The sequence below is a fragment of the Metabacillus sp. 22489 genome (genome assembly GCF_052044855.1).
GTDB classification, from domain to species: Bacteria; Bacillota; Bacilli; order Bacillales; family Bacillaceae; genus Metabacillus; species Metabacillus niabensis.
In genome coordinates this window covers 1-12169 of the sequence record NZ_JBQENT010000057.1, presented here as the reverse complement: position 1 = coordinate 12169, position 12169 = coordinate 1, and the positions used below count along the sequence as shown (strand labels likewise).

Below are 12169 nucleotides of genomic sequence, written 5' to 3'. Positions count from 1 at the left end.
TATTTACTAACTTTTAAATTCCTTAAGCAATCAAAAAAATAGACTCACCACTTTATAAAGTACCAACTAGTGGTGAGTCGTTGTCCTTCGACTTTTCTGTATAGAGGAATTATTCTTTAGAAGGTTTTGTTTTAAAGACTAATGCGCTTCTTTCATATTCAATATCACGGACACCTAAACGATAATTAATAACTCTTGCTATTGCAAAAAGATAGTCAGATAATCGGTTTAGATAAATCAAAACATTCTGATTAATCTCTACTTCTTTTTGCAAAGTGACTGTACAACGTTCTGCTCTTCTAACAACCGTTCTTGCAATATGTAATACTGCTGACGCACCACTACCTCCAGGCAAAATAAACTTTTCAAGCTCTGGTGCTTCCTTAACATAATGATCAATTCGTTCTTCAAGATATTCCACCATTTGAATAGTCGTTTTATAAGGATATTTTTCTTTTACAACAGCTAAGTCTCCTCCACAATCGAATAATTCATGCTGGATCTTTACTAACTCTTGATAAATATCAGCAAACTGCTCATCCTTTAACAATGTCATTGCTTGCCCAATAAAGGAGTTTGCTTCATCTATCGTTCCATATGCCTCCACACGTATGTCATCTTTCTCAACTCTTCCTCCTATAATGCTTGTTTGCCCTTGATCACCTGTTTTTGTATATAATTTCACTTCATCCACTCCTAGTAATAAATTCATATTTAGTTTATTGTATTTCTTACTACCTTTTAGCTTTTTGAAGTGATATCTTTCATACAGTTAGTTATAATATTTAAGTCTAGTCTGTTTTCAACTTTAAAACTGTATTAATGTAATTTGAAAGCAATAGGTTATAGGTCCATTCCATGTTCCTTATGAAACAAGATTGTTCGGCAAAATCATTCAGCTTCCAACTTTTTTCGTGGTAGGATGATACTAAATGTCGTACCTTCACCTATTTTACTATGAACTTGAATTTTACCATGATGTGCTTCAACGATATTTTTAGCAATCGCTAAGCCTAATCCTGTTCCTGATCTTCCACGAGTCCTTGCTTTATCTGCCTTATAAAATCTTTCAAAAACAAAAGGTAAATCCTCTTCTGGAATACCACTACCTGAATCCTTAACGCGAATCATTAAACCATTTTCCTTCATATCAACATTAATAATTACGGATCCATTTTCAGCTGTATGCCTTATTGCGTTATCAACTAAATTCGTTAAAACTTGTTCGATTCGATCTGGATCAAAAACGTACTCTTTTTCAACTAATTGAATTTTCCCCTCGATATATATCGATTTTTCTCTCGCAATACCTTGGAATTTCCGTACAATTTTATCGATAAATTGTTCAACGTTTACGGTCTCATGATTTAACGTAATATGCCCGGCTTCCATTCTCGCTAAATCTAATAGATCGTTTACTAATCTTCCCATTCGTAATGATTCATCATATATAATTTGCGCAATTTCCTTTTTTTCTTCCTCAGAGCTTGCAATATCATCGACGATCGCTTCACTGTATCCTTGGAGCATTGAAATTGGAGTTCGTAATTCATGACTAACATTTGCAATAAAATCTTTTCTTAATTTATCCAAACGGCGTTCCTCTGTCATATCTCTAAGAACTGCAACTGCTCCACGAACATATGATTGATTATATAAGGGACTCATAAGTATAACCCAGCTTCTCCCTTGTAAAGTTATTTCATGAGCCTGTTCCTTATTCATCGTAACAACATATTCAAATAACTGTTTCACTTCAATAGGGAGCTCTTGATGTTTTTGAACATTCTTTCCTTGCTCAAAGTACCAAGCTTGTAAAAAACGTTCGGCAGGTGGATTTGTAATGAGAATTGATCCATCAATATTTAACGTAATAACTCCGTCAGCCATGCTACTTAATATATTTGTTAAATGTTCCTTTTCCTGACTTAACGCATTTATATGAAACTTTAATTGTTTTCCCATTTGGTTAAATGCAATTCCTAAATCACCAATTTCGTCATTTGACATTATCGGTACACTAGTATCAAATTCGCCTCTAGCTAAGTTTTGTGCTACTTCCTTCATTTTTCTTAACGGATACGTAATCCTTGTTGAAAGAAAGAATGCAAAAATAGTTGTTAAGACAATCGCTATGCCTGCAGCTAATAAGATAAATTGTGTTGTATGTTTTGTTGTTTCCTGAACAGCCAGCAAAGACTGGGAAATAAATACCGCACCATTTTCATTATCCTTATCTTTATATGGTATTCCGACAATGAGTACTTCATCTTCATTATTCTCTACCTGATTTATAGTGTTAACCAAATTCGTTCGTTTACTTACTTCTTTTCGATCTGTTAAAACCTTTCGTAATTCAGGATCATTTTGTATATTTTTATATTGCAAATGAGGGATTTTATCAGACTTATTTGACAAGATCTCGTTTTCCTTTTCATTCTCGATAATAAGGATATCTGTTAAATCATCTGTCAATTCCCTTGAAATAGATATTGCTAAATCTCGATCCTGATGCCTTTCCATTATATTCGATACTTTTGTCGCCAATTGATTTAATTCTTCCTCAGCAACATTAACATGATAATTTTCAATAAACTCAAGCATCAAAACAGTTAGGACGAATAAGACAAACGAAACTAATAACAATATTGTTGCCCATAATTTCCCAACAACACTTCTAAATAGAATCATGCATTAGTAACCTCAAACTTATATCCTACTCCCCAAACGGTTACAATCATTTTTGCAGCTTCTGGAGATACTTTACTTAGTTTTTCACGAAGTCGTTTTACATGTGTATCAACTGTTCTTAAATCACCAAAAAATTCATATTGCCATACTTCCTTTAATAATTTTTCTCGGTCATACACCTTATCTGGTGTTCTTGCTAAAAAGTATAAAAGTTCATATTCTTTCGGTGTTAAACTTACTTCAGACCCATCCGCTGTAACCCGATGAGCATCATGATCAATTGATAGATGTGGGAAAACAATAACATTTTTTGTTTTCGTTTCTGTTTTTAAATATGAAGTTTGAGAAGCTCGACGTAATAAAGCTTTTACACGGAGTACAACTTCACGAGGACTAAATGGTTTTACAATATAATCATCTGTTCCAACCTCAAAGCCTTGAACACGATTTGCTTCTTCTCCTTTTGCAGTAAGCATAATAATCGGAGTGGCGATTTTTTCTCTTAACTTTTTGCAAACCTCAATCCCATCAATTCCAGGCATCATAATATCAAGCATGATTAAATCGAAATCATTATTTAATCCTAATTCAAGTGCCTCTGTTCCATTCTCAGCTTCGATAATCTCATAATTTTCTCTCTCTAAATACATCTTTAACAAACGACGGATTCTCTCTTCATCATCTACAACTAATATCTTTGCATTATGGTTCTCTTCCATTTTATCTGCCTCCTAAATTTAAAGCCTCAATATATTCATGTTGAATTGGAGCAATTTTAACATATTAGTAAAAAGCCTTCACTGCAAGAGAGTGAAGGCTTTAATAGCAGTGTACTACAAAATTTCTTACTTTTACACTTTTTATATTACTTTCTCTCTAGTTTTTACATTTTTCTCTTATGCATAAGAATGCAAGCCTGCAATAACTAAGTTCACGAAAATTAGATTAAACATGATGATAGCAAAACCAATGACTGCTAACCAAGCAGATTTTTCACCATGCCACCCTTTCGACAGTCGCAAATGTAAGTATGCTGCATAAAATAACCAAGTTATTAGGGCCCATACTTCTTTCGGATCCCAACCCCAAAAGCGTGTCCAGGCAATTTGCGCCCAAATCATCGCAAATATTAGAGCACCTAATGTAAAGATTGGAAACCCGATAGCAACAGAACGATAACCTATTTCATCCACAAGTTCAAGGTTCACATTTTTAGTAAACGGCTTGATTACTGCAGATATTCGTTTTCTAAAAATAAGTCTTAAGATACCATATAATATTGTACCAATTAAAACAGACCAAATAACAGTATTTAGTTTTGCAGCTGAGATAAGTGCTGGTAATTCAAGAAGTGGTTCAAAGCGTCCTTCTGTTACTAATTCGCCCTCGTTCGGTCCTACAAGTGCAGGCAATTGAAAAGACATAACCGCTTCTTTTCCTTCTTTATCCACCCAGTTAAAATCCGCTTGATAATCAAAACTTCTAAAGATAGTTGTAATAAGGATAAATCCAAGGGTTACAACTAACACATACATAATACTCTCTAGCCAAAACGTTTTTTTCGACGATTTCTTTTGGTCTACTACAGTCACTAAGTGAATAATTCCAGCAATCGCACTAATAGCTAAAATCGCTTGACCAAGTGCAGCTGTCGTTACATGAATATATAACCAATGACTTTGCAATGATGGAATTAATGGTGTAATGTCTGACGGAAACATACTCCCATATGCAATTAATAAAAGAACAATCGGTAATGTAAACAACCCTAAAATTGCAACTTTATAAATGAAATATAGAATAATAAAAGCTAGAACAAGCATCATCCCAAATGCTGTAGCAAACTCAAACAAGTTACTTACTGGTGCATGCCCTGAGGCAATCCACCTAGTAATAAAATAGCCGATATTTGCAATAAATCCAGCAATGGTTGTGCCAACAGCTAAAACTGTCCATTTACTTACTTTTTCTATTTTTTTTCGCTTATCGCGTATTGAACCTCCAAATAGAAAAATGGCCACTAAATAAAGGATAAAAGCAATTTCAAGTAATGTACTACTTAGTGCTGCCACATTTTCCCCTCCTTTATGACTCGTCCTTCTGTTCCTTTGGTATTGTTAGCGCTGTATCTTTGAATATAGTTTTCATTTCATTTTGAATTCCATACCAGTTTTTGTTAGTATGTGCTGCGATTAATATTTCATCTTCACTCTTCTTAATCCATATTCTTCTGTGATTCCAATACATCCCCTGAATTACACCTATCATAAAGATTGCTCCACCAAGTCCTAAAATCCACAGTGTTAAATCTTTTCTTACAGTAAGAGCTGTTAAATTTTTCGTTTCTACATTTTCAAATTTCAGCTTATATTTGTTATCACCATTTGGTTCAATCGTTTGCTGAATTGCAACAAAGCTTGTCTCACCTTCTGGTTTATCTGGTGTAATCATATTAAAAACAAATGCAGGATTATTTGGTACCCTCGTTTTTGTTGCAGGTTCGCCATCATCATCAAAATAGAAATCTGGTAAATATGTTGCGATTTCAACCTTATATCCATTTCCTAAATCGTATTCCTTTTGTGGATCAAGTAAATCAACTGTTATTTGCCCAAAGCTTTCTTCTGTTTCTTTATCTATTAAACTAAAGGTCATCTTATTTAGTTCATTCAGTTTATAATCTACTTGATAGAGAGAAAAAGAATCAAATTTCAGCGGTTCATTTACTCGAATCTGTTTTTTCTGAATTTCTTCAAGTTCTGGTGTTGCACCGTGAACGATCTCTCCCTTTCTTTCATATAAAATAACGTTCGATTGAAAGTTTTTCACAACGCTTCCATCACCGACACGTGAAATTGCATCTTCAAAAACTTCATCTTCTTTATCTTTCTCGTAAACTTCCATTATAAATTTTTCGTTTTTTAAATAGTATTTCCCATCAGTACCAGGAATAACTGCTGTTTCTCCTTCTCTTAGCCAAAGAACCTCATCTACATACATCCCTGGAACAAATCTAAGCATCGCACCTATTAAGAAAATAATTAATCCACAGTGGTTTACATAAGGACCCCACCTAGAAAACCTTCCTTTTTCCGCAAATATATTACCATTCTCTTCTCTAATTTTATAACGTCTAGCAGCTAGACGTTCTTTAATCATTTCTGCTGGTAACTCATTGGTTTTCGTAGCGCTAAAAAGCCTTTGTCGCTTCATGAATGATTCATGTCTCGTTACACCTTGCTTTTTTAAAGCACGATAAAGCGGGACAAAGCGATCTAGACTTGCTATAACAAGTGAAATACCTAATGAAGCGACTAAAACCATATACCACCATGAACCATATAAATTGTGAAATCCTAACATATAATAAAGCTGACCTAGAATACCGTATTCATCTTTGTAAAACTCACTTGCAGTTACAGTTGGTGGGATATATAGCTCCTGTGGAAAAACAGTCCCTAATGCAGATGCAATAAGTAGAAGCACAATAATCCAAACCCCTACTTTAACAGACGAAAAGAAATTCCAAATTTTATCAACAATTGTTTTTTTATATGTTTGTGAACGTCTTGCTGAACCATCATATTTCATATCCAGTAATTTTTTTGAATCAGTTTTCTCACGAACCGCGATTGTATTTCCGCATGATTCACATAATATTGTTCCTTCTGGATTAACATGACCACACTCACATTTTACCTTATTCATGCTGAAAACTCCCCATTTAAGGTTTTATCTCTTCCATAAAGTCCCTTACCATTCTTTCCGTTAATGAACCAGAAGTAATATGTACAACTTTTCCCTCGGGATTGATTAAAAACGTAGTAGGCAAAGGATCAACCCCATATGCATTTAACACTTGTTTATCTTTATCTAAGACGATTGGGAATGATAAATCTAGTTCATTAGCAAAGCTTTCAACTGCAATATTTGACTCTGCTATGTTAACAGCCAATACTTCAACACCATGATTTTTGTAATAATCATATTGGTTATCCATATATGGCATTTCGCGTTCACATGGTTCACACCAAGTACCCCAAAAATTTAAGAAAACGCCTTTACCGCGATAATCTGACAGTCGGTGTTCATTCCCCTCAAGATCCTTTAATACAAAATCCGGGGCAACGCTACCAATTTTCACTTCCTCTTTTGTAACAAAGAAGTTTGAATATAAGGTATACCCAAGTGCACCAATAAGTAGAACTAGTATAATTGAGCGCATAATTAATCGGTTCTTTTTCATTCCGAATTCACCTACTTTTAAACATTCAGTAGAATTATACCATTATCTAAATACATGATTAGTCATTTTTTTTGAAGTTTATGTGAAAAATTACTTTCGTCCGGTTCCATGGTTAGCAAGCGCACGTAGCTGTTTTACTTCATGTGGCGTCAGTTCCCGAGAATCCCCGGTTGCTAATCCCTTTAAATCCAAAAATGCATAACGTTCTCGTTTAAGCTTTTGAACCTGATACCCTATTGCTTCAAACATTCTTCTAACTTGACGATTTCGTCCCTCATGAATTGTGATTTCAACAATACTTGTTTGTTTTTTCTTGTCAATTGAAAGCACCTTGATAACAGCCGGAGCTGTTTTACCATCTTCAAGATGAATTCCCTTTTCTAATTGTTTTATTTTTTCGCGAGGAGGTATTCCCTTAAGCTTTGCTACATAGGTTTTCTCTACCTCATAACGAGGATGCATTAAACTATTTGCAAAATCACCATCATTTGTAAGTAAAAGCAAACCTGAAGTATCATAATCTAATCTACCAATTGGGTATATTCTTTGTTTTATATATGGAAAAAAGTCTGTTACAACCTTTCTACCTTTATCATCCTTTGCCGCTGATATAACTCCAGTTGGCTTATATAGTAACAAATATACTGGTTCCTCACGTTCTAACGGAATTCCCTCAACTTCTATTCGATCTTGGTCACTCACTTTCACCCCAAGCTCTTTAACAACCTTTCCATTCACTTTCACTTTACCTTCTAAAATCATTTGCTCAGCTTTTCTTCTTGATGTAATTCCTGCATGAGCAATCACTTTTTGTAAGCGTTCCATTTCATTCACCTCGTAAACATATTACAGTTTTCCTACCATATTCACAAGTTTTGGATAGTTTCATTTCCAAATCATTTATAGTTATGAAAAATGTGCTTACTCATCATACCATATTTATTAAGATATATCGTTGTCTTACTTTCAATTATAAACAATAAAAATAGACTACCCAAAATCGAGTAGCCATTCTTTAAATATAATATAACAATCAAGAAAATAAGATCGAAACAATAATTATTGCAGCTAATATCCCAACAACATCAGCTAATAGCCCAACCTTTAATGCATCACCCATTTTTCTAATTCCGACAGCTCCAAAATAAACCGTTAATACATACAAAGTTGTATCAGTGCTTCCTTGCATTGTCGCTGCTAATACACCGATAAATGAATCTGGTCCATATGTTGCTATTATATCTGAAGTTAAACCTAATGCCGCAGTTCCTGAAATTGGTCGAATAAACGCAAGTGGAACAATTTCAGCAGGAATATGAAGCACTTCTAGTGCAGGCTTCATTACATTCATTAGTGCCTCTAATGCCCCTGATGCGCGGAAAATGGAGATTGATACAAGCATTCCGACTAAATAAGGAATTATCGAAAAGGAAATTTTAATTCCTTCTTTCCCACCTTCAACAAAAGTTTCATAGGTTGGTACTTTTTTTACAGTTCCATAGATTAAGATAAAACCAATTATAATTGGGATTAACCATAGTGAAATAATATTAATTATCCCCATATCTATCACCCTTTTCTCTTTCTACGATAATAGAAGAAACGATCAATAAGGATAGCTCCGATTGTGGAAATACATGTTGCAAGTAACGTCGGTCCGACAATGCTCGTTGGATTTGCAGAATCATAGGTAATCATGATGGCTATGACTGTTGTTGGAATTAAAGTTAAACTAGATGTATTAATCGCTAAAAAGGTAATCATTGAGCGACTTGCTTTATCAGAATTTCCATTTAAAACCTTTAATTGCTCCATTGCCTTTATTCCTAATGGTGTTGCAGCATTTCCTAAGCCAAATAAATTCGCCATCATATTTGATAGCATATACCCCATTGCAGGATGATCAGCTGGTACCTCAGGGAACAGTCTTGATACAATTGGTTTAAATAGATTTCCAAGCTTTTCAAGCAAGCCAGCTGCCTCAGCGATTTTCATTAAACCTAACCAAAAGACTAGTACACTAATTAGACCTATTGAAATGGTAACTGCTTCTTTTCCACCCTTAAATATTGCTTCATTTACTTGATCCATTGTTCCATTAAACATGGCAAAAACAATTCCGATGACTGTTAATAGCATCCATATTAAGTTAACCATGCTGATTTACTCCTGATGCTATAAAGAATATTCGTTTAAATAATTCCCAAAATGAACCTTTTGGCTTTTCGACTTCTCCATTGTCAAAATACACAGGAACATTTGCCACATTTTTATCAGCTATATTTACAGATAATTCTCCAACAACATTCGGTACATTCTCCACTTTCTTCCAATCCCTCTCAGGTTTTTGTAATTGGATATCAATTTTTACTTTTGATTGCTCCTTGGTTGTTAATGGGAAAACTATATCCCTCTTTATAAATACCTTCCCCTTGTAAAAATCGTTTCCAATTTTATTAAGTGTTCCTTGACCTTTCAATTTAACAAGATCATATTGTTCAAAAGCATAATTGTGTAAATTCATATGGTCTGTCCAATCATCCGGATCATTTAAGGTAACTACTATTGTATTCATCTCATCCTTTGAAGCCGTTGACACTAATGTTCGTTTTGCTCTTACCGTATAACCTGTTTTACCGCCAGTACTATATTTATACATACTTGTTAACAACTTATTTTTGTTACGCCATACTCTATCCCATTTTTCATTTGGATTTGGTGCTCGGTAAACCTTCGTACTTGAAATCTTCCGATATGTTTCGTTCTGCATCGCATACTGAGTTAATATCGCCATGTCATATGCGGTTGAATAATGATCCTCATGATCGTCTAAACCATGTGGATTGGAAAAATGTGTGTTCGTCATGCCAATTTCTTGTGCCTTTTGATTCATCATCACGACAAATCCCTCTAAGCTACCTCCTACATGCTCAGCAATGGCTACACCTGAATCATTCCCCGAGCGCAGCATGAGCCCATATACTAAATCTTCTAGTTTTATTTTTTCACCTTTTTGTAAGTAAAGTGAAGAACCTTCCGCTTGTATTGCCCGTTCACTTACAGTAACAGTTTCATTAAGCTTACCGGATTCTATTGCAAGTATCGCAGTCATAATTTTTGTAATACTTGCTATTCTCATTTTTTTATGAGCATCCTTTTCATAAAGAATTCTCCCGGATTCTTGCTCTATTAAAATAGCAGTTCTTGCGCTAACACCAAGAGCGAGTGTTTGGTGTGGCAAAACGGTCAAAAGTAGGAATAAGATGATCATTCCTGTTGTAACTTTCTTTATGTACGGCAAAACAATCACGTCCTCTTACTTGTTTTGTACAAGTTTATGCAAGTGGACAAAGCTTATGTATGAAAAATTTTCTTAAGCTAGATTCTAACGTTTTAAAATGTAAGTCTTTTATTTCTTTTTGCTATCCAAATATGAATATAAGTTTTAGTAAACGAATCCTGTTTTGCTTTTCACTAAAGATTCGAGTGCCCTTAACTGCATTTTTTCGTACCACTAAATAAAAACCACCCGTGATAACGGGTGGTCAGCTTGTGGAGAAAGGCACTATATTTTCTTCCACAAGCTTTTTTTTTGGTTTATTATTTATTTTTTTCACTGCCTTCCATCATTTTTATGTAAAAAAACAAGGATCGTCACAATTACCCTAGCTTGGCTAGGTGCATGGCGATCTTTTTCATATTCTGACACGCTGCGGTGAGTAACACTTGCTCACTCGCGTTGTGCAAGCCCCGTAACCGGCAATAGCGAAGCCCATGCAGTTCTTTTGAATCTGCGAAGCTTCGCTCGACTTTCTCTTTTCTAAGTTTATAAAGCATTTTTCCGGAAAGGGAGAGTCTGTTTAGGCGTACCTTCTCCTTGAAGTCTTCCCACACATGGCGTGTTATGACCTTTTGTTTGTTTTTTGACCTTGTGCACTCCTTCAGGAGTGGGCATTCCGAACATTTTTTAGCATCCGACTTATATTCTCTATATCCTTCTCTTGTTGTAGTGCGATAAACTAACTCCTGGCCATTCGGACAAACATAGACATCCTTTTCTTTGTCATAAGTAAACTTCCACTTTGGGAAAAGTCCTTTTGTGGGCTGAAATCTTCGGTGGGCAATGACGCCAAAAATACTTCTGTCGTGAAGACCTTTACAAATGGGATTCGTTAAATAACCTGAGTCTAGTGCTACAGCTTCCACTTTAAATCTAAATCGTTCAATCTGGCGATCCAATCTAGAAAGGTAAGGGACAGAGTCATGGACATTTCCAGGAGTAACATAGGCATCAGTTATAATATTAAACTTCATATCCGTTGTTCGGTGGTCAAGGTAACAGAACATTTCCTGCTTGTTATCCCTGGACATAAAGCCACAATCCGGATCGGTTGTACTTTTTCGGATTTCTTTTGTCTCTGTCACCTCCTCTCTATCTTTTAGAGCTTTTTTCCGTGGTTTGATCGGTCTTCATCAATAGCTTTATTGAGTTCATCTATGTATTCACGAGTCTCCATTTCTACTTCTTCACGAGTGAACTTGTGCTTATTGGCATTTGCTTTAAGGTGAGTGGAGTCAGTAAATAAAACTCTTCCACCGACCATTTTATGATTGATAGCTTGAAGGACAATTTCATCAAAGATTTCTTGAAAGATGTTTGTATCCTTAAAACGAGTTCGTCGGTTCCAACTGATGGTTGAATGATCCGGAACGGGGTCATTGAGCTTTAAGCCAAGGAACCATCGGTATGCCACGTTCATCTGGACTTCGCGTTCTAATTGTCGCTCTGAGCGGATGCCATAAAAATAACCAATGAACATCATCTTAAATAGCATAATTGGATCCGAAGGACGCCCGTTTTTCTCTGAATAGAAGGGACGGACTTTCTCCCCAATAAAAGAAAAATCAATGTACTTATCAACCTTTCTTAGAAGATGATCCTCCGGGACCAAGTCCTCAATAAAAACAAATTCAGCTTCATTTTGTGATTCTTTTTTCGGTTTGAACATACCATCCACCATCCTAGTAATATTAACTATATTATATCATATTAACGCGGTGAATTAGTGAAGCAAAAGCAAAAAATAAAGACTGTCGAGAGTTTCTCGACAGCCTGACCACCCGTGATAACGGGTGGTTTTCTCTGCGGCTGAAAGCCTTTGTTACTGACCAAACCCTAAAGGGCTTCTGAACGGTTCCCCATGTGTACTACTTCTACTGGCCAGACCTAAA

Annotated in this window: 11 protein-coding genes; all 11 read right to left on the bottom strand. The window is 35.3% G+C overall.

Annotation, left to right across the window (positions count from 1 at the left end):
• Positions 1-109: 109 nt before the first annotated feature.
• Entirely contained in the window at positions 110-685 is a 576-nt protein-coding gene (locus ACTJJ9_RS23245) for a cob(I)yrinic acid a,c-diamide adenosyltransferase (RefSeq protein ID WP_145584507.1), read from the bottom strand.
• Between the two features lie 206 nt (positions 686-891).
• Positions 892-2691, bottom strand: coding sequence for an ATP-binding protein (locus ACTJJ9_RS23240; RefSeq protein ID WP_145584505.1), 1800 nt, complete (start codon positions 2689-2691; stop codon positions 892-894).
• Complete coding sequence (locus ACTJJ9_RS23235) at positions 2688-3410, bottom strand: response regulator transcription factor (RefSeq protein ID WP_095301088.1); 723 nt, start codon at positions 3408-3410, stop codon at positions 2688-2690. The genes ACTJJ9_RS23240 and ACTJJ9_RS23235 overlap by 4 nt, the downstream gene beginning before the upstream one ends.
• 177 nt (positions 3411-3587) lie before the next feature.
• Positions 3588-4763: a c-type cytochrome biogenesis protein CcsB gene (ccsB, locus tag ACTJJ9_RS23230; protein ID WP_145584503.1), complete on the bottom strand. Its 1176-nt coding sequence runs from the start codon at positions 4761-4763 to the stop codon at positions 3588-3590.
• Between the two features lie 13 nt (positions 4764-4776).
• Positions 4777-6399 (bottom strand): cytochrome c biogenesis protein ResB, encoded by a 1623-nt coding sequence (gene resB, locus ACTJJ9_RS23225; protein ID WP_145584501.1) that lies wholly within the window; start codon positions 6397-6399, stop codon positions 4777-4779.
• 16 nt (positions 6400-6415) lie between these two features.
• Complete coding sequence (resA, locus tag ACTJJ9_RS23220) at positions 6416-6937, bottom strand: thiol-disulfide oxidoreductase ResA (protein WP_095301085.1); 522 nt, start codon at positions 6935-6937, stop codon at positions 6416-6418.
• 90 nt (positions 6938-7027) lie between these two features.
• A complete protein-coding gene (gene rluB / locus ACTJJ9_RS23215; RefSeq protein ID WP_095301084.1) occupies positions 7028-7762 on the bottom strand; it encodes a 23S rRNA pseudouridine(2605) synthase RluB in 735 nt (244 codons plus the stop codon).
• Positions 7763-7970: 208 nt separating this feature from the next.
• Positions 7971-8501 carry a spore maturation protein gene (locus ACTJJ9_RS23210; RefSeq protein ID WP_145584499.1) on the bottom strand — a complete coding sequence of 177 codons (531 nt, stop codon included), beginning with the start codon at positions 8499-8501 and terminating at the stop codon, positions 7971-7973.
• Positions 8502-8506: 5 nt separating this feature from the next.
• Positions 8507-9094, bottom strand: a complete 588-nt coding sequence (locus tag ACTJJ9_RS23205) for a nucleoside recognition domain-containing protein (protein WP_095301082.1) — start codon at positions 9092-9094, stop codon at positions 8507-8509.
• Positions 9087-10238, bottom strand: a complete 1152-nt coding sequence (locus tag ACTJJ9_RS23200; RefSeq protein WP_440768917.1) for a D-alanyl-D-alanine carboxypeptidase family protein — start codon at positions 10236-10238, stop codon at positions 9087-9089. Before ACTJJ9_RS23200 ends, ACTJJ9_RS23205 begins: the two co-directional genes overlap by 8 nt.
• Before the next feature lie 359 nt (positions 10239-10597).
• Positions 10598-11946, bottom strand: a protein-coding gene (locus ACTJJ9_RS23195) for an IS1182 family transposase (protein WP_145585434.1) whose coding sequence is annotated in 2 segments (ribosomal slippage) — positions 10598-11382 and positions 11382-11946 — 1350 coding nt in all. Because the reading frame shifts where the segments join, the coding sequence is not laid out codon by codon here.
• Between the last annotated feature and the right edge of the window lie 223 nt (positions 11947-12169).

What these genes read in the sequence shown, in the direction of transcription:
- rluB (WP_095301084.1), bottom strand. Translation starts at nt 7,762, where the DNA reads ATGGAACGCTTACAAAAAGTGATTGCTCATGCAGGAATTACATCAAGA.
- ACTJJ9_RS23235 (WP_095301088.1), bottom strand. Translation starts at nt 3,410, where the DNA reads ATGGAAGAGAACCATAATGCAAAGATATTAGTTGTAGATGATGAAGAG.
- resA (WP_095301085.1), bottom strand. Translation starts at nt 6,937, where the DNA reads ATGAAAAAGAACCGATTAATTATGCGCTCAATTATACTAGTTCTACTT.
- ACTJJ9_RS23210 (WP_145584499.1), bottom strand. Translation starts at nt 8,501, where the DNA reads ATGGGGATAATTAATATTATTTCACTATGGTTAATCCCAATTATAATT.
- resB (WP_145584501.1), bottom strand. Translation starts at nt 6,399, where the DNA reads ATGAATAAGGTAAAATGTGAGTGTGGTCATGTTAATCCAGAAGGAACA.
- ACTJJ9_RS23240 (WP_145584505.1), bottom strand. Translation starts at nt 2,691, where the DNA reads ATGATTCTATTTAGAAGTGTTGTTGGGAAATTATGGGCAACAATATTG.
- ACTJJ9_RS23205 (WP_095301082.1), bottom strand. Translation starts at nt 9,094, where the DNA reads ATGGTTAACTTAATATGGATGCTATTAACAGTCATCGGAATTGTTTTT.